The following is an 18,282-nucleotide window of genomic DNA, read 5'->3' on the forward strand; positions in this document are numbered from 1 at the left end:
GTTGTTCTATCTACAAAATCTATAACGCAGTTATCATTGATTTTAACCAGCAAAGACGATCAGTTACTTAGTTAGATTGGTATAAGTCGAGCAAATAGACAGATACAACGTACATTCAGCAGGAAGAGGAAACCAAGGAATGATAGATTTTCGATCTGACACAGTCACACAGCCTAGCCCCTACATGCGTGAAGCCATGGCAAAGGCACCTGTTGGGGATGATGTTTATGGTGACGATCCTACCGTGAATGAGCTTGAAGCATGGACCGCCCAGCGTCATGGTTTTGAAGCCGCCCTATTCACCTCTTCTGGTACCCAAGCTAACTTATTGGGTATTCTTGCCCACTGCCAACGTGGCGATGAATATCTATGTGGCCAGCAAGCACATAATTATAAATACGAAGCCGGCGGTGCCGCGATTTTAGGGTCGGTACAACCGCAACCTATCGAAAATAATCCTGATGGCACTTTGTGTTTTGAAAAGTTAGCTGCAGCCATCAAGCCTGATGACATTCATTTTGCCCAAACTAAATTACTGAGTTTAGAGAACACCATAGGCGGTAAAGTCCTCCCTTTGGAATACCTAGCTAAAGCCCGTAAGTTTGTCGACCAACATGACCTATTACTTCACCTTGATGGTGCACGTGTTTATAACGCAGCCGTTGCGCTAAATGTTGATATCACTGAAATAAGCCAGCACTTTGATTCAATGACCATTTGCTTATCCAAAGGGCTAGGCGCACCAATTGGTTCGCTATTATTAGGCTCAAAAGCGTATATTGAACGAGCAAGAAGGCTCAGAAAGATGGTCGGTGGTGGCATGCGCCAAGCGGGTATTTTGGCGGCAGCGGGTAAAATTGCCCTCACAGAGAATATTGAACGACTGGCTGATGATCATGCTAATGCTCATTATTTAGCACAGCAGTTAGGCCAACTCGACGGCTTTAATACCGCAGACTTCCCTACCCAAACCAATATTGTCTATGCCAATGTTGATAGAAAAATCGACCTTACAGCCATTGCAACACATTTGAAATCACAAGGAATACTATTCTCACCTAGTTATCATCCGATGCGTTTAGTGACCCACCTGAACGTTACGCGTGAAGATATCGATACCTTTATCAAGGCACTAAAACAGCAGCTCTAGTAAGCAGTAAGTAGTGAGCTACTCGATAAATGGCTGCTAGATAGCGGGCAGTTAATAGCAGGTTATTAGATAATCCGTGTTGATCATTGATTTTAGATAAAAACAAAAAAGAGCGAATCATCGCTCTTTTTTAATCTACGCTCCGATATCGGTATTATGCGGCAGCACCTTCATCAATCAACATACACGCACTGATCAAACGCTGTGTATAGGCTTCCTGTGGGTTATCAAAGATCTGCTCTGGCGTACCTCGCTCTACCACTGCACCTTTTTGCATCACAATCACTTCATCAGAAATCGCACGTACAACAGACAAATCATGGCTAATGAACAAATAAGCAATGTTTCGACGCTGCTGAATATCTTTGAGTAATTCTAATACTGTCAGTTGTACCGAACGATCAAGTGCTGACGTTGGCTCATCCAACAAAATGAACTGCGGCTCTAAAATCAATGCACGTGCAATCGCAATACGTTGGCGTTGCCCACCTGAAAATTCATGCGGGTAACGGTTAATACTCGCAGGATCTAACCGTACTTCTTCCAACGCCTTTTTAGCTTTTGCTAACCGCTCTTGATGGCTTAAATCGGTAAAGACAGTCAATGGCTCCGTCACTATCTCCCCTACAGTCATACGGGGCGATAAAGATCCAAACGGATCTTGGAATACCATCTGCATATTGCGTTTTAACTCAAAACGTTGCTGATTGGTCATGTCACTAAAGCGCTTTCCTTGAAAAGTGATATCACCTTGTGAATCAAGCAACTGCATAATAGCACGGCCCATCGTGGACTTACCTGAACCCGACTCCCCAACAATCCCAACGGTTTGACCCTGTTTTAATGTTAAGTCGATACCTTTGACCGCTTGGAGCAGTTCGGTAGGTTGACCCAGCCAATTATTTTTAAGCACATAATTCACTCTTAAATCCCGTACTTCGAGAATATTAGGCGAAGAAAGATCCGTCTCATGCATGCCAGGCTTAGGCTCTGCATCTAACAGCATTTTGGTATAGTCGTGCTTTGGTGCTGTAAATACCCCTTCGACTGTTCCTGTTTCTACCACTTCACCTTTACACATCACCACCACATCATCAGCAAAATGGCGAACCACACCCAGATCATGGGTAATAAACAAAATTGCCATGCCCATTTCAGCTTGGATTTCTTTTAGTAGGTTCAGTACTTCAGCCTGTACGGTCACATCCAATGCTGTGGTTGGTTCATCAGCAACCAAAATATCAGGGGTATTAGCGAGCGCCATCGCAATCATAATGCGTTGCAGCTGACCGCCAGAAAATTCATGAGGATAATGGTTAAGCCTTTTACCCGGCTCTGGGAGGTGTACTTTTTCAAATAAAGCCAGCGTTTGTTCCATCGCTTCGCGTTTTGAGACACCACGATGATGAATAATAGCTTCGGCGACTTGCTCACCCACAGGCATATACGGATTCAGAGAGGTCATCGGCTCTTGGAAGATCATTGCAATACGGTCACCCCGAATATTGCGGAATGCCTTTTCATCCATGCCGAGCAAATCCTGTCCTTGAAAACGAATAGCACTTTGCTCGCCAATGCGTGCATTGTTAGGTAATAGGCCCATGATGCTACTCGATGATACCGACTTGCCAGATCCCGATTCGCCCACCAGTGCCAATGTTTGACCTTTTTCTAGCGTGAATGAAATATTCTTAACGGCATCAAAACATTCATCTTCCATCTTAAAGGAGACAGAAAGATCATTTACTTCTAACAATGGATGCTGCACAGCCATACTAATATCCTTATCAGTAACAATAATTGCAATTGATAATTATTATCACAACTAAAAATAAAGCACCAGTATAAAAAACTAATACTTTTGTATGTTGTATTTGAAAATATAGCGAAAATCGCACTCTGATGACGGTTTTCGCTAGTGACTAAGCAGGATAAAGTCAGTTGATGGCGAAGATGCCATGGAAATAGGGATTATTTTGTTGTGGTAAAAGCAATACGTACTCGAGATTTTGACTTTAGCTCGTTACAGCTATTGCAAAAATAACTCGCAGAACCACACGCCTGTAACTTCTCTAGTTCTGTATCACAATCGGGACAAAACGCCTGTTTAATCAGGGTTGTCTGGCAAGTTTCGCAGCGATATTGGTTAGCTTGCCAAGCCAGTTCGCTGTGGCAGCACGGACATTTATTTTCAGTTTTCATCGTTATCTCCTTGTAACCTACCTATCATATCAATACTTTACTTACTGTGACTAAGTCGATCCAACACAAGCTTGATCTATCACAAGCCCCCTTTTTGGCAACAATGACAACAAGAGAAATACCAAAGCCATAAGCAAGTGCGATTACTGAAAGCCACCACCAGCCATAGCCGCCACCACGACAACTGTTTTCATGCTTCCGACAAGCGAGCTGAATTTAACCATACCAAACAATCAGCTGAATACTTAGTGTTCAATTCTCCACCAGATCAAGCTACATGATCATGGATCTTTATGGTGATCGCAGCCAAAAGCCATCTTGATCAGCGATCACCCCCCAAAAGAACATTTATCAATACACTTCCCGAAAGCATAAGTTACATATGCTGTTTTTGGATTTTAAACAGACAATAACTCCAAGTGATTGCGGTTAAATTAGAGGATCCGACAGATGACAAAACAAGATCTTAGCCATAATCAGCGGTTATTTCTTTATTAATGTCGCCAAATACCAGTCAATAACCGCTAACAAGGATAGATATCCCTTACTCTGTAAGTCGTATCAAACAGCATGTATCCCTAATTATTTCGCTGGGACAACAGATGTCACCATTACCAGCTCTTGGTCAGACACTAATTCAAAACTAACCGTTAACTGGGCATACTCTGAGAGCGAATTGATATGTGTACCACCACATGGAATTTCAATTAACCCAGCCTCCTCACCTAAATCACATTGCCAATAACGTGAATCGGTCAGCGCTTCGCCTTCTTTACGCATCACAACATCTGCCCCTTTTACTCGCCATAGTTCCAGTTGCTGATTAATTTTCTCTGCAACTTCATCGAGCTGGCTAACAAAGTCAGCACTGTTTAAACCGCGTTTGCGCAGCGTTTTACCAAGGCGGTACGTATCAGTACTACAATCGGGTGACACTATACTTTTTGTTTGTGCATAACTGTGAAAATCAAAATAACCTAGCTCATCGCAGCGTGTCGGTTCTTTGCGCCAAAAATCATGGTGTAGCACTTTATTGATCGCTAAAGACGACAGATGGCCCGCACTATGGCCACGGCTTAAAGCCTGCTGATAATCGGTATCAACAGTTAACTCAACCACACAAGCTTGCTCTAGCTCGATGACATCAGCAAGACAATGGACCACAACAAACGCCCACCCTTCAGTATCACGCTTCACAGGGATATCCTGACCTACGAACAACTGATTAGTGGCTAATTCCACCGCGCCAACCTGACAGGTTATTACGTCATAATGGCAACCATTCACAGTGACAGTGCCACGATCCGCAGGATGATCAGGCCAAATATGGCTAACTGGGTGAAAAGGCGTTTGCTCTGTCACCAACCAAGTACCCGAAGGTACAGCTGATACACAGAGTTGTACGGATGTATTTATCTGAACCTGTTTTTGTGGGAAAACAACTACTGTAGGGCAAATCGAAGTCATGACGTTCCTGCTATAAATGTTTTGGATAATAGATACAAAAAACCCAGCGCGAAGGCTGGGTTTCATTTTATGCTTTCGAACGATGATTAGTCACGATCACGGTTCTTCAAAGCAGATGTTAGACGCTTACGTTGACGCTCTTGCGAGATAGTCAGCTTCTGCGTTTTACCTTCAAACGGGTTATCACTGCTTTGGAATAGGATACGGATCGGTGTACCCATCAATTCTAAAGACTTACGGTAGTAGTTCATTAGGTAACGTTTGTAAGAACCCGGTAGTTCATTAACTTGGTTACCATGAATAACCACGATTGGTGGGTTGTAACCACCTGCGTGCGCATATTTCAGTTTCACACGACGACCACGGATCATTGGTGGCTGGTGATCATCTTGTGCCATTTGCATAATACGTGTTAGCAATGAAGTGCTAATACGCTTAGTTGCAGACTGGTAAGCTTCAATCACAGATTCGTATAAGTGACCAACACCTGTACCGTGTAATGCAGAGATGAAGTGGATACGTGCAAAGTCAACGAAGCCTAAACGGCGGTCTAGTTCAGATTTAACGCGATCTTTCACGTCATTATCCAAACCATCCCACTTGTTCACAGCAATCACTAGCGAACGACCAGAGTTCAGCGCAAAACCAAGTAGGCTTAAGTCTTGATCTGAGATGTTTTCACGTGCATCGATAATCAGCAACACAACGTTAGCATCTTCAATTGCTTTAAGCGTTTGGATAACAGAGAACTTCTCGACTGCCAGGCTCATGTTCTTACGACGACGAACACCTGCGGTATCGATCAACACGTATTCTTGGCCATCACGTTCCATAGGAATGTAGATAGAGTCACGTGTCGTTCCCGGCATATCGTAAACAACAACACGTTCTTCACCAAGAATACGGTTAGTCAGTGTTGATTTACCTACGTTAGGACGGCCAATGATCGCCATCTTAATCGGTTGCTCTTGAAGGCGTTTGTACGCAGCTTCTGCATCTTCTTCAGATAGGTTCGCTTTTTCGATTTCTTCTGCAGAGTTCAGCTCGGTCAAATCGACTAACTCGCCGTCTTCACCTTCTTCACTCTCATTTAAAGAATCAGCAAACGGTGCTAACGCACGCTCCATCAATGCTGTTACGCCACGGTTTTGTGCCGCTGCGATTTGGTACATCGCATCAACGCCAAGCTTCCAGAAGTCAGCACATGCGCTATCTGCATCGATACCATCGATTTTGTTTACGACCAAGAAGGTTGGTTTTTCACGACTACGTAGGTGCGCAGCAATCGCTTCATCAGATGAAGTTAGACCTGCACGTCCATCAACCATGAATAGAACAACATCAGCTTCTTCAATCGCCGCTAGCGATTGTTCAGCCATCTTTGTTTCTACGCCTTCTTCTGTGCCATCAATACCACCGGTATCGATAACAATAAATTCGTGCTCTTCTAGCTGAGCTCTACCGTATTTACGATCCCTTGTTAGGCCAGGAAAATCAGCTACCAGCGCATCCCTTGTGCGGGTAAGACGGTTGAATAACGTCGATTTACCCACGTTAGGGCGCCCGACAAGGGCAACAACAGGAATCATAAGTACCTCTTACTTTTCATAGTCTTAATCATGCTAATTCCTATATTTTTATCTCTTCACGACAATAATCTAGGAACGGAATCCAGCTTGAAAACTAACGTTTCTTATCAATTAGTTTACGCTAAATTACTATAAATAACGGCCCCTGACTGTCTAAACAGCAGGAGCCGACTTAATATTACGCGGTATTATAGCAGAGCTTACGGCATTTGCATTTTATTGATCTGACCGTCTCTTGTTACCACCAAGTAGCCATCGCTAACTTTTACAGGTGGGATAGCAATACCACTGTCATCAATTTTTTGCTGCGCAGTAAACTCACCTGTGTATGGGTCAAGCCAATGGAGGTAACCTTCGCTATCACCGACAACAACACTGCCATCAATCACAACAGGAGAACTCAATAAACGGTATTCCAGATCTTTGTTTTGCCAAATCTCTGTACCGCTTCGCGCATCCACTGCAACAACATGATCTTTATCGGTGATCAGATAAACCTGATTACCCGCAACAATAAAGTTGTTCGCAGAAGAATAGCTGCGTTTCCACGCTGGCTGACCTGTGCGTAAGTCGATAGATACCAAGTTACCGTTATAGCCAACAGCAAACAGACGTTCGCCCGCAATAACCGGTGATGCATCAACATCCACTAAGCGATCGATTTCAGTCGAACCTTTTGGCGAACCAATCGGTTGTTGCCACAACATTTGACCTGTGCCCATGAGTGCGCCCGCTAAACGTCCGTTAGCTTGGCCCCAAAAAACACCGCCAGAAATAGCAACTGGTGCACTGTCACCACGTAGCGTTAACGTTGGTACTTCACCACTTAAACGCCACTTGTCTTCACCGGTATCTGCATCTAACGCTTCAAGTACACCACGGCTAGTGTTAACGATGACAAGACCTTCATCCACTAACGGTGCAGCAAGCACTTCGCCTTCAACGCTGGTACGCCACAGTTCTTCACCCGTTTCTTCATCCAACGCTATCACTTCTGCGTTTTCAGTACCGAGGAATACTTTGCTGTACGATACCGTGATACCGCCTGAAATTTTCGCTGTAATATCAGATTCAAGATCTTGTGACCAAATCACTTTGCCAGTATCTGGCTCAAGTGCTTGGACAATACCGTCTCGGTCTGCAACAAAAATTTTGCCGTAGCCTACTGCTGGTGACAATTTAGAAAAGTACTGACCAACGCCACTACCCACTTTGTGTCCCCATACTTTCACTGGCGTGAAATTGCTTTCGACAACAGGAAGCGGTGCCTTTTGAATTGATTCTTCTTCACCAGCACAGCCCGCAAGCACACCTAACGTTAGTGCGATAGTGATGGCTTGCTTGAACACCTTCTGCATACAATTCCGCCTTTACTGCGCTAAATCGTCTAGCTTCATTTGTACAACTGGTGATGTACCCAATTGCTGCGCTTGAACATACGCTTCACGCGCGGCAGCTGAATCACCTTGTTGTAAAAGAATATCACCGCGAAGCTCTTCAACTTTCGCTTTCCAGCTTTCTGCTGTGACTTTATCTAGCTCTGTCATCGCTTGATCAAATTTTTGCTGTTCAGCATAAATTCGAGCAAGACGAGTTTGCGCTAGAGGAAGAATAGCTTCATCTGACGTTTTTGCGATAGCCCAGTTTAGCTGTTCTGCTGCGGCATCAAGCTCACCTTTTTGAACTTGTACTTTTGCTAGCTGTAACGAAGCCAGTACTGAATACTGACTACTTTCGTGACCCGCAATGAAAGCTTTCACATCCGCAACTGCTGCATCGTTACCACTTTCTAATGCTGTCATCGCTTGCGTATACGCATCAGAGGCTTGCTCTTTACCTGCTTGGATTTCACCTTGGTAAAAACGCCAGCCGTAAAGACCACCCAGACCAATCACAGCACCTAGAACAACGGCTTTACCGTTTTCTTTCCACCACGATTTAATCGCTTCAACCTGTTGTTCCTCGGTCTCGTAGACGTCCACTTCCTGTCCTCTCTTAAATCAATTCTGCAAGTTTCGCAGCGACTTCATTCTGTGCCATTGTTACTTGCTCGCCACCGCGTAGATCTTTGACTACAACCGTGTTGCTGGCCATTTCATTTTCGCCCAGCACAAGCGCAACAGCTGCACCGACATTATCGGCACGCTTAAATTGCTTCTTAAAGTTACCACCACCAAAGTGACTCATCACTCGTAGGCCATGTACTTCTTCACGTAGTTGCTCAGCCAGTTTCATACCAGCCATACGAGCACCGTCACCCATAGTTACTACGTAAGCATCCACTGAACGACGAACATCCGTCAGTTCCAGTGTTTCCATTAGTAGAACAAGGCGTTCAATACCCATAGCAAAACCAACAGCAGGTGTTGCTTTACCACCTAACTGTTCAACCAAACCGTCGTAGCGACCACCTGCACAAACAGTGCCTTGCGCACCTAGGCTTTCAGTCACCCACTCAAATACAGTACGGTTATAATAATCTAAACCACGTACAAGTCGCTCATTTACTTGGTATTCGATGCCAGCAGCGTCTAATAGTTCACACAAACCAGCAAAATGTTCTTTAGATTCTTCACCTAAGTATTCAGATAGCTTAGGTGCGTCTACCAAGATCGCTTGAACGTCTGGGTTTTTAGTGTCTAAAACACGTAGCGGGTTGGTGTGCATGCGACGCTTACAGTCGTCATCAAGAACATCAATATGTTGTTCAAGGAATGCCACTAATGCTGTGCGGTACTCTGCACGATCTTGTAGTGAACCAATTGAGTTCAGTTCAAGACGTACATGTTCAAAGATACCCAGCTCACGCCAGAAACGCGCCATCATCATGATCAATTCAGCGTCAATGTCTGGGCCGTTTAGACCAAAGACTTCTACACCAAACTGGTGGAACTGACGGTAACGACCTTTTTGAGGACGCTCATGACGGAACATTGGGCCTGTGTACCACAAACGTTGTTCTTGGTTGTATAGCAAGCCATTTTGAATGCCAGCACGTACACAACCAGCAGTACCTTCTGGACGCAGTGTTAGGCTATCGCCATTACGATCGTCAAAAGTGTACATCTCTTTTTCAACAACATCGGTTACTTCGCCGATAGCACGCTTAAATAGATGCGTCGATTCTACGATAGGCATGCGGATTTCATTGTAACCGTATGCACTTACTACGCGTTTAATCGTATCTTCCACTTTGTGCCAAAGTGGAGACTGTGTTGGTAGGCAGTCGTTCATGCCTCGAATTGCTTGAATTTGTTTCGCCACGTTTATTCTCGTTAACCGATGGGGAATTGAATCGAATATATAGGTATTGAAGGAAATAGTGAACCGCCTGCCGCATTACAACAGGCGTTTTAGCTTATTTCTCGACTTCTTGAACGTTAATACGGTTATTAACGTCTAAAATTGCTGCTTTTGCACGGATCTTAGTTTCGAGCTGATCGATGATATTGTCGTTATCAAAACGCTCTTTTTGGCGAAGGCCATCTTCATAGAAGGCGCTCTTGCGGTTACTGCCCGCAATACCAAGGTGAGAGACTTCCGCTTCACCAGGGCCGTTAACCACACAACCAATCACAGACACATCCATTGGGATGGTAATGTCTTCTAAACGTTGCTCAAGTTCATTCACTGTACCAATCACATCAAACTCTTGACGTGAACATGTTGGACAAGCGATGAAGTTAATGCCACGAGAGCGAATACGTAACGATTTTAAGATATCAAAACCAACTTTGATTTCTTCAACCGGATCGGCCGCCAGTGAAATACGTAAGGTATCGCCAATGCCTTCAGACAACAGCATGCCAAGACCAACCGCTGATTTCACCGAACCAGCACGTGCACCACCAGCTTCAGTGATACCTAAGTGAAGAGGTTGCTGAATTTGTGCCGCTAATTTACGGTAAGAGTCTACCGCAAGGAAAACATCAGACGCTTTCACGCTCACTTTGAATTGATCAAAGTTCAGGCGGTCAAGAATATCAACATGACGCATTGCAGATTCAACTAGCGCATCGGGTGTGGGTTCACCGTACTTTTGCTGAATATCTTTCTCTAACGAGCCACCATTGATACCGATGCGGATTGGAATGTTTTTATCACGAGCACAATCAACCACAGAGCGAATTCGACTTTCGTTGCCGATATTACCTGGGTTAATACGTAAACAGTCCACACCGTATTCTGCGACTTTAAGTGCAATACGGTAATCGAAGTGAATATCGGCAACAAGCGGAATATTGACTTGTTGTTTAATCACCTTAAATGCTTCAGCGGCGTCCATCGTCGGTACTGACACACGAACGATGTCTGCGCCTACGTTTTCAAGTGCTTTGATCTGTGCAACTGTCGCGTCTACATCTGTAGTACGGGTATTGGTCATCGATTGAACGGCGATTGGAGCACCGTCACCAATGGGTACGTCGCCCACATAAATACGTGTGGACTGACGACGTTTAATCGGAGATTCGTTATGCATTGCTCTTACTCTATTACTGCGGCAGTTTCAATCGTGCAACTTTACCAGCAGGATAAACGCTTAAGTCAACCTGCTCGCCTTTATAGTGCATTTTAACAACACCAGGCGCACCTAGCACTATCTTATACGGGGCAGTACCATTCAAATTGAGGGTTTCACCCGCTTTTTTAATGCCTGTATCGAGGCGTTTACCGTTCGCATCGCGAATATCGATCCAGCAGTCACCAGCAAAGGTTAAAGCGAGATCGGTATCAGGTGCCACTTGTGATGTCGCCTCGTCCTCAAGGGTCACTTCTTTTAATACTTCTTCTGCCATGTCTGGTGCTTGAGCTATGACAGGTTCTGGCGAGAACGTTGCTTCAAGTTCAGGTAGGGTTGCAGGTTCAGTAACAGGAGAAGTTAACGCTGGTGACGTTGGAGCTTGGTCGGTTGTTGCTTGGCTCGTTTCACCAAGCAACGCGGAATTGTTTGCCGCTGACGCATCAGAGGCTGTAGTTTGATTCACTGATGGCGCTAGCGTATTCGCATTCGCTAGCGATTCATCTAGCGGCTGCGCTGCAGAGGTCACCGAGACAATTTCAGCTTCTTGGCTGATTTGTTGGCTTTGCCACCACCACCATGCTGTTAAACCAACAAATACCGTACCCAGGACCCATGTAAGGCTCATGATGCGGTTATCATGCTTTTCACGCTTAGTACGGCGTGAAAAACTTTGCATTTCTTGCTCTTTCGGTTGCGCATGGCCCAGCTTATCTAACTGGCTCAGTAATTCGTCTTCGTTTAAGCCCACAAATTTCGCGTATGAACGAACGTAGCCACGTGTGAACGTGGCTGATTGTGCAGCTTCAAAGTTGTTGTTCTCGATATCATCGATAACCGTCTGGCGTAGACGTAAGCGACTGGCAATATCCTTTTGTGAGTAGCCTTGCTCCTCACGAGCCTGACGCAGTACATCCCCTGGACGCATTACTTCTTCATTTTTTTGCGTTTCGTTCTGTTCAGTCTTCATTGGCTAGATAGTTCTGATATTGCTGAGAGTCTGGAAACTGCTCTTGTAGCAAATCGGCATATTTTTCAGCTTGAGTCAGTCTTCCCGACTGCTGTTCAAGCTGAATGAGTAACGATAAGCTATCGGCTTTGTACCCATATCTCTTGTTAAACGTAAATAACAACACTCGCGCATCTTTGTAATTCTTTGATGCAATGTTCAATTGCGCAAGCTGTAATAATGATCTGGCTCGTTGTGGGTCATGTGCCAAAGCGCGTTCAAAGTAAAACTTCGCTTTTTCATCCTCGCCTTGTTTCAAGCGACATAAACCCGCATTTTCATAACTTGCTGACGTTAAATAATAATAAGGTTGCTTGATGGCACGTTCAAATGCATCAATGGCTTCATCATAACGCCCCTGCCCACACAAGAATACACCATAGTTATTACGGACATCGCCATTTTTTGGTGAATCTTTGAGGGCTCGCTTGTACATAGCTTCCGCTTTGTCGCCTTCATCCACCTTCTGGTAATAATACGCCATCGCATTTTGCGCACGGTAATATTTAGGGGCATAAGCTAACGCTTGCTCTAGATTCTTGCGTGCACGCTGCCACTGTCCCACATCTAAATAGCTTAATCCCAGTGCAATTCGCGCTTCTGAGGCTTCAATGCTATCAAAGGCTTTTCCACTATTTTTTTTAGGGTCGACGGTGACACAGCCAGCTAAAAACCCGCACAGTACAAGTGCTAATGTTAATCGAGCCATAATATCATCCTACTCTCGTCCATGTTGAGAACAGTTGGCACTCAAGCAAGGTACTCGGTGTCCACTAATGGCCCTTTCAAGTCTATCAATAACGAAAAAAGGCCAATAGTATCAGGCGATAACTGTTGTCAGGAGATGGTATCTGACTTAGCTCGATAAACACATTAGATTACAGTTTTAGACTGCTTTTACTGGAATTTGTTCACCTTTTTGCGCTTTACCTTGGGTACGTTTTGTGCGGTCAATCACATCGCCAACAAGCTGGCCACATGCCGCATCAATATCGTCACCACGCGTTTTACGTACAGTAACCGTAAAGCCGTATTCCATTAAGGTTTTCATAAAGCGATCAATGCGTGAATTACTTGGCTTTTTATAAGGTGAACCTGGGTATGGATTGAATGGGATCAGGTTAATCTTCGATGGCGTATTCTTTAGTAACTCACCTAACTGACGCGCGTGATCCATGTCGTCATTAACATGATCAAGCAATACGTACTCGATAGTCACACGACCACGGTTAGCATTGGATGATTCAATGTAACGGTGAACCGAGTCAAGGAAGGTTTCAATGTTGTAACGATCGTTGATTGGCATGATGCTTGAACGTAGTTCATCAGTAGGCGCGTGCAAAGAAATTGCCAACGCAACATCAATGTTACCTGTCATTTGATCAAGACCAGAAACAACACCAGACGTTGATACGGTTACACGGCGCTTAGACAGACCAAAGCCTAAATCATCTAGCATGATTTCTAATGCTGGGATCAGGTTTTTCATGTTCAACAACGGCTCACCCATCCCCATCATTACGATGTTGGTGATTGGGCGACGGCCTGTTTCTTTCTCAATACCGATTTCTTTCGCTGCACGCCATACCTGACCAATAATTTCAGATACACGTAAGTTACGGTTGAAACCTTGCTGTGCCGTTGAACAGAATTTACATTCCAATGCACAACCTACTTGAGAAGAAACACATAACGTTGCACGATCTTCATCTGGGATATAAACCGTTTCAACGTCTTGATCGCCAACACGCATCGCCCATTTAATGGTGCCATCGCTTGAATGTTGCGCTTCAGAAACCACAGGCGCACGTACTTCAGCTCGCGCCTTTAACTTCTCACGTAGCTTCTTGTTGATGTTCGTCATATCGTCGAAGTCATCACAACCGAAATGGTACATCCACTTCATTACTTGATCAGCACGGAATGCTTTTTCGCCAAGCTCTTCAGCAAAATATTTACGCAGACCTTTGCGATCGAAATCCAGTAGATTAGTTTTAACAGTTGTCATCGGTTGTTGCCTCATATAATTCATGACGAATTCTGCGCCTTGAGCACCCACTAGAAATGAAAAACGTCGTGGTATGCGACAGGACATTGTTTAAGGCGCGAAATTGTACAGGCTTTACCCCAAGGTTTCCACTTATCACAGTGTAGCGAGTTTCAAAGTCATCATTTTCTTTTTAGATAAAAAAACGGGAAGCCAAAGCTTCCCGTTTTGTTTTCAATCTGTGTTTATTATTAACCGCGAGGACAAATCTCGTCATCGGCAAAGAAGTAAGCCACTTCGCGTGCTGCTGATTCAGGACTGTCTGAGCCATGAACTGAGTTATGACGCATACTTAGTGCAAAATCAGAGCGAATGGTACCGCATGCTGCGTCTTCTGGGTTCGTTTTGCCCATCAGTTCGCGGTAACGTTCAATCGCTTGTTCACCTTCAAGTACCTGCACCATCACAGGGCCTGATGTCATAAACGCCACCAAATCACCAAAGAAAGGTTTTGCTTCGTGCTCTGCATAAAAGCCCTTGGCTTGCTCTTCTGTAAGATGCAGCATTTTAGCCGCAACAATCTTAAAACCCGCTTTTTCAATACGCTCGTAAATTGAACCAATAAGGTTACGCTTTACAGCGTCAGGTTTTACGATTGAAAATGTTCTTTGAATTGTCATTATTATTCTTCCTTTTTGAATCTATTACCTGTCAGCGCGTTAACAACTACAGCAATAATGCAGCGATATTCGCGACACCTAAACCTGTTGCCCCCGCTGCCCAACGAGCATTAGGGCTATCGTTAAAACATGCCGCTAAATCAAAGTGAATCCAGCTTGTTGTATCGCTATCTACAAAGCGGGATAAGAAGCCAGCCGCATTCGATGCGCCGCCCATACCCCCACCTTTTTGCACACGGCTGTTCGCCGTATCAGCATAATGAGATGGACACTGGCTTTGGTGCCATTTTTCTAACGGCAGTGGCCATGCTGGTTCATTCACCAAATCTGAAAGCTGCTGCGCTTTCGCAAGCAATGGTTTATCTAAACCAAAAATGGCATTGTAATCACTACCCACCGCCATCATTGCGGCACCAGTTAAGGTTGCGGCATCAATCACTAGCGGTGCTTTGGTTTCGCTTGCAGCAATCAAACCATCGGCAAGAACCAAACGTCCTTCTGCATCGGTATTCACGACTTCAACGGTCACACCGTTTTTGTACGTTAACACATCACCCAGCTTATAGGCATCGCCTGCAATTAAGTTTTCGGCACAACATAAGATCAACTTCACACGTTGACTCAAACCTTGCTCAATCGCATACCCCAAAGCAGCGGTTACTGTCGCTGCTCCGCCCATGTCGCACTTCATGGCAACCATACCCGCACTTGGCTTGATACTATAGCCACCTGAATCAAAGGTAATACCTTTACCGACTAAGCACGCAGATACTGGTGCATCAGGGTTGCCCGTTGGGTTGAAATCTAAGGTCAGCATCACAGGTGGTCGACTGCTTGCACGACCAACACTGTGTGTGCCGATCCAGCCTTTCTCTAGCAGTTCATCACCAACGACTAATTCATGGCTAATGTTATCGCCATCGATCTGAGTCAGGAATTTAACCGCATCATTGGCCAACTTCTCTGGATACATATCTTCTGGGGTTGCATTAACAACCTGACGTACCCAATCAGCACTGCGACGACGTGCATTTAACAGCTCAAGCTCATCTTCATCAACCGATGCCCATTTTAGCTCAACAGGCTTAGAGGTTGCCGCAAAGCCACAGTAAAATGCCCATTGGCGCTCGTAGCTCCAACCTTCACCTTCAAGTACAACTTGGGTTGCTCCTTGGGCTTGTAAAGTACGACCGGCTTGTTGAATGCGACGAAGAGGATAATCGCCAGAGAAGTGAATTGCTGCGCCTTCGTTTTGAAAAGCAACTAGGGCATTATCGCCCCAAGCACCTGAATAGGCTTCAGATGATAGTGTAATCCTTAACATAATTTACTGTCTCTACTTTCTGTTTCTACACTGGGTAGGTACTTGCGTTTTAGGCTGCATAGCAATAGAGAATCATCACCATGCAGCCCCGCAATGTTTATTTTATTGTTGCGATTATTCTGCCGTTTCTTCTACTAGCTCGTCATCACCTAAGATGTTAGCCAGTGTACGTACGCCCATACCCGTTGCACCCGCCGACCACTTGTCGTTCGCGCTCTTACGGTAAGTACCGCTACAGTCAATGTGCATCCAACCATTTTGGTAATCTTCAACGAAGTAAGATAAGAATGCCGCAGCCGTACTTGCACCCGGTAAGAAATCACCTTGCGAGATGTTAGACAAATCTGCAAAATTCGATGGCATCATACTGCGGTGCATTTCCGCCAATGGTAGTGGCCATAGACCTTCCATTTCTTCACTTGCTGCCATAAGTGCACGCTGAGCCAGATCATGATCAAAGCTAAATAGTGCGTGGTAATCATTACCCAGTGCGTTCTTCGCTGCACCTGTTAGGGTTGCGCAATCGATGATCATTTCAGGGTTTTGAGAGCTCGCGTAAATAAGGCCATCAGCCAAGACTAAACGACCTTCAGCATCGGTATTTAAGATCTCTACTGTTTTACCGTTTTTATAAGTGATCACATCGCCCAATTTGAAAGCACGACCAGAAACCATATTTTCTGCACAACATAGGATCAACTTAATGCGTTTTTGAGTACCACGAGCAATCGCAAGCGCTAAACCACCTGTCGCCATTGCTGCGCCACCCATATCAGCTTTCATTGCTGACATACCGCCCGATGGCTTCAAGCTGTAGCCACCTGAATCAAAAGTAATACCTTTACCTACAAGGCAAGTATGCACAGGAGCATCGGCATCACCGGTTGGGTTGTAATCGAGACGTAACATTGCAGGAGAGCGCTCTGAACCACGACCGACGGTATGCGTCCCCATCCAGCCTTCATCAATCAAATCGTTACCTTTAACGATTTTGTAAGTCACGTGATCAGGTGCCAATGATTTAATGAACTCACCAGCGCGTGATGCTAATTGAGATGGACGCACGACCTCTGCTGACTGGTTAATCACTTCACGTACCCAGTTAGTCGCTTGAATACGTGCCTGCAGTTCTGCTTCATCAGCCTGCTCGAGTGTCGGCCATTGCACCTCGCTGGTCGACTTTGAGTTACGGTGGCCTTGAACAAACGCCCAAATGCTTTCTAGTTCCCAGCCTTCACCAGATAGCGTGACTTGCTTAATCCCTTGACCATCAAGCTTACGGCCAGCACGCTGTACTGCTGCAAGTTGATTTTCGTCTGTTACATGTACGGTAGTCCCTTCAGCATCAAATGATACAAGTGCATTGCTACCCCACTTCGCATCAGCGGGCTCTTGAGATAAGAAAACAAGCATATTGGCAGACATGTAAAACTCCTTGGGTTCTGTTCCAATCTAATGGATAGCGCAATAAATTCAGCGCGGTAACATCATTACGTTTGTTATGGGGGTGTTGCCGCGGGTTTGCAAGATGAAAAAACATTTAGATACAACAAAGCGGACCGATAGTCCGCTTTCAATCAAGTTTGACGATACTTTGCCCTGTCTACTGAAGATAAACAAGTTAGAGCCATGAAAGTAAGAGCAAGATCGACTTGTCATACTTATTCGGAATGTAACACCAAGAATGGGATCTAATCGGCTTCCTCAATCCAATACATTTGCACCGCTTCTAATACACGTTCGTTGCAATGGGTAGGGTCATCGTCGAACTCATCAAGTGCCATTATCCACTCACGAAGATCAGTAAAGCGTACTGTGTGGGGATCTTGCTCTGGGTACTGCTCACAAAGTGCAATCGCGATTTCAAGTGAGTCTATCCATTTCAAACTCATAAGCATTCCTTGTTCTTTCAATAGTACATAAAAATATAGCTCCCCCACTTCACTATTGCTGTGCAACAGTTAACAGGAAAGCTATATTTTATTGTCACTTTGTCTGCCAGAGCAGAACTTGTGATTAGTGTTGTTCCGACGCTAGGTTTAGCGTGTATTTCGGAATCTCGACCACAAGGTCTTCTTGCGCAACTTTCGCTTGGCAGCCTAAGCGTGATTCAGGCTCAAGACCCCATGCTTTATCTAGCATGTCATCTTCTAGCTCATCACTTTCATCCAACGAATCAAAGCCTTCACGCACAATCACATGGCAAGTCGTACATGCGCATGATTTTTCACAAGCATGTTCAATTGCGATGCCATTTTTCAGTGCAACGTCCAGTACCGTTTGACCTTCTTCGGCTTCAAGCACTGCGCCTTCTGGGCAAAGATCTTCGTGGGGTAATACAACAATTTTAGGCAT

17 protein-coding genes are annotated in these 18,282 nt (G+C 45.0%); 1 reads left to right on the forward strand and 16 read right to left on the reverse strand.

Annotation, left to right across the window (positions count from 1 at the left end):
- Positions 1-139 precede the first annotated feature (139 nt).
- Positions 140-1,150, forward strand: a complete 1,011-nt coding sequence (ltaE, locus tag OCU77_RS13430; RefSeq protein ID WP_048898116.1) for a low-specificity L-threonine aldolase — start codon at positions 140-142, stop codon at positions 1,148-1,150.
- 154 nt (positions 1,151-1,304) lie between these two features.
- Here ltaE and OCU77_RS13435 read toward each other — a convergent pair whose 3' ends face one another.
- The 16 genes from OCU77_RS13435 to fdx form a co-directional block, all read right to left on the reverse strand.
- Entirely contained in the window at positions 1,305-2,924 is a 1,620-nt protein-coding gene (locus tag OCU77_RS13435) for an ABC transporter ATP-binding protein (RefSeq protein WP_107302774.1), read from the reverse strand.
- Positions 2,925-3,121: 197 nt separating this feature from the next.
- Complete coding sequence (locus tag OCU77_RS13440; RefSeq protein WP_048898115.1) at positions 3,122-3,352, reverse strand: zinc ribbon domain-containing protein; 231 nt, start codon at positions 3,350-3,352, stop codon at positions 3,122-3,124.
- Between the two features lie 582 nt (positions 3,353-3,934).
- Entirely contained in the window at positions 3,935-4,819 is an 885-nt protein-coding gene (locus OCU77_RS13445) for an alanyl-tRNA editing protein (RefSeq protein WP_048898114.1), read from the reverse strand.
- Between the two features lie 86 nt (positions 4,820-4,905).
- Positions 4,906-6,408: a ribosome biogenesis GTPase Der gene (gene der, locus OCU77_RS13450; protein ID WP_048898113.1), complete on the reverse strand. Its 1,503-nt coding sequence runs from the start codon at positions 6,406-6,408 to the stop codon at positions 4,906-4,908.
- A gap of 200 nt (positions 6,409-6,608) precedes the next feature.
- The gene (gene bamB / locus OCU77_RS13455) at positions 6,609-7,766 is read right to left on the reverse strand and encodes an outer membrane protein assembly factor BamB (RefSeq protein ID WP_107302775.1); all 1,158 of its coding nucleotides are present in this window, start codon (positions 7,764-7,766) and stop codon (positions 6,609-6,611) included.
- Positions 7,767-7,778: 12 nt separating this feature from the next.
- Positions 7,779-8,390, reverse strand: coding sequence for a YfgM family protein (locus OCU77_RS13460; RefSeq protein ID WP_048898112.1), 612 nt, complete (start codon positions 8,388-8,390; stop codon positions 7,779-7,781).
- Between the two features lie 13 nt (positions 8,391-8,403).
- The gene (hisS, locus tag OCU77_RS13465; RefSeq protein WP_048898111.1) at positions 8,404-9,672 is read right to left on the reverse strand and encodes a histidine--tRNA ligase; all 1,269 of its coding nucleotides are present in this window, start codon (positions 9,670-9,672) and stop codon (positions 8,404-8,406) included.
- A 94-nt stretch (positions 9,673-9,766) separates the two neighbouring features.
- The gene (ispG, locus tag OCU77_RS13470) at positions 9,767-10,888 is read right to left on the reverse strand and encodes a flavodoxin-dependent (E)-4-hydroxy-3-methylbut-2-enyl-diphosphate synthase (protein WP_048898110.1); all 1,122 of its coding nucleotides are present in this window, start codon (positions 10,886-10,888) and stop codon (positions 9,767-9,769) included.
- Between the two features lie 13 nt (positions 10,889-10,901).
- On the reverse strand, positions 10,902-11,897 hold the full coding sequence (rodZ, locus tag OCU77_RS13475; protein WP_048898109.1) for a cytoskeleton protein RodZ: 996 nt from the start codon (positions 11,895-11,897) through the stop codon (positions 10,902-10,904).
- Entirely contained in the window at positions 11,887-12,645 is a 759-nt protein-coding gene (pilW, locus tag OCU77_RS13480) for a type IV pilus biogenesis/stability protein PilW (RefSeq protein ID WP_048898108.1), read from the reverse strand. The genes rodZ and pilW overlap by 11 nt, the downstream gene beginning before the upstream one ends.
- Before the next feature lie 177 nt (positions 12,646-12,822).
- Positions 12,823-13,944 (reverse strand): bifunctional tRNA (adenosine(37)-C2)-methyltransferase TrmG/ribosomal RNA large subunit methyltransferase RlmN, encoded by a 1,122-nt coding sequence (locus OCU77_RS13485; RefSeq protein WP_048898107.1) that lies wholly within the window; start codon positions 13,942-13,944, stop codon positions 12,823-12,825.
- Between the two features lie 230 nt (positions 13,945-14,174).
- Positions 14,175-14,603: a nucleoside-diphosphate kinase gene (ndk, locus tag OCU77_RS13490; RefSeq protein WP_048898106.1), complete on the reverse strand. Its 429-nt coding sequence runs from the start codon at positions 14,601-14,603 to the stop codon at positions 14,175-14,177.
- Between the two features lie 46 nt (positions 14,604-14,649).
- The gene (gene pepB / locus OCU77_RS13495) at positions 14,650-15,927 is read right to left on the reverse strand and encodes an aminopeptidase PepB (protein ID WP_107302776.1); all 1,278 of its coding nucleotides are present in this window, start codon (positions 15,925-15,927) and stop codon (positions 14,650-14,652) included.
- A gap of 114 nt (positions 15,928-16,041) precedes the next feature.
- Positions 16,042-17,352: an aminopeptidase PepB gene (pepB, locus tag OCU77_RS13500; protein ID WP_048898105.1), complete on the reverse strand. Its 1,311-nt coding sequence runs from the start codon at positions 17,350-17,352 to the stop codon at positions 16,042-16,044.
- 266 nt (positions 17,353-17,618) lie between these two features.
- Positions 17,619-17,819: a Fe-S cluster assembly protein IscX gene (iscX, locus tag OCU77_RS13505; RefSeq protein WP_048898104.1), complete on the reverse strand. Its 201-nt coding sequence runs from the start codon at positions 17,817-17,819 to the stop codon at positions 17,619-17,621.
- 124 nt (positions 17,820-17,943) lie between these two features.
- A complete protein-coding gene (gene fdx, locus OCU77_RS13510; protein ID WP_048898103.1) occupies positions 17,944-18,282 on the reverse strand; it encodes an ISC system 2Fe-2S type ferredoxin in 339 nt (112 codons plus the stop codon).

This window comes from Photobacterium swingsii (genome assembly GCF_024346715.1).
Taxonomy (GTDB): domain Bacteria; phylum Pseudomonadota; class Gammaproteobacteria; order Enterobacterales; family Vibrionaceae; genus Photobacterium; species Photobacterium swingsii.

Coding starts and splice junctions, on each gene's coding strand:
- der (WP_048898113.1), bottom strand. CDS start 6,408: ATGATTCCTGTTGTTGCCCTTGTCGGGCGCCCTAACGTGGGTAAATCG.
- pepB (WP_107302776.1), bottom strand. CDS start 15,927: ATGTTAAGGATTACACTATCATCTGAAGCCTATTCAGGTGCTTGGGGC.
- OCU77_RS13485 (WP_048898107.1), bottom strand. CDS start 13,944: ATGACAACTGTTAAAACTAATCTACTGGATTTCGATCGCAAAGGTCTG.
- OCU77_RS13435 (WP_107302774.1), bottom strand. CDS start 2,924: ATGGCTGTGCAGCATCCATTGTTAGAAGTAAATGATCTTTCTGTCTCC.
- ndk (WP_048898106.1), bottom strand. CDS start 14,603: ATGACAATTCAAAGAACATTTTCAATCGTAAAACCTGACGCTGTAAAG.
- rodZ (WP_048898109.1), bottom strand. CDS start 11,897: ATGAAGACTGAACAGAACGAAACGCAAAAAAATGAAGAAGTAATGCGT.
- OCU77_RS13440 (WP_048898115.1), bottom strand. CDS start 3,352: ATGAAAACTGAAAATAAATGTCCGTGCTGCCACAGCGAACTGGCTTGG.
- iscX (WP_048898104.1), bottom strand. CDS start 17,819: ATGAGTTTGAAATGGATAGACTCACTTGAAATCGCGATTGCACTTTGT.
- fdx (WP_048898103.1), bottom strand. CDS start 18,282: ATGCCTAAAATTGTTGTATTACCCCACGAAGATCTTTGCCCAGAAGGC.
- pilW (WP_048898108.1), bottom strand. CDS start 12,645: ATGGCTCGATTAACATTAGCACTTGTACTGTGCGGGTTTTTAGCTGGC.
- ltaE (WP_048898116.1), top strand. CDS start 140: ATGATAGATTTTCGATCTGACACAGTCACACAGCCTAGCCCCTACATG.
- pepB (WP_048898105.1), bottom strand. CDS start 17,352: ATGTCTGCCAATATGCTTGTTTTCTTATCTCAAGAGCCCGCTGATGCG.
- ispG (WP_048898110.1), bottom strand. CDS start 10,888: ATGCATAACGAATCTCCGATTAAACGTCGTCAGTCCACACGTATTTAT.
- OCU77_RS13445 (WP_048898114.1), bottom strand. CDS start 4,819: ATGACTTCGATTTGCCCTACAGTAGTTGTTTTCCCACAAAAACAGGTT.
- bamB (WP_107302775.1), bottom strand. CDS start 7,766: ATGCAGAAGGTGTTCAAGCAAGCCATCACTATCGCACTAACGTTAGGT.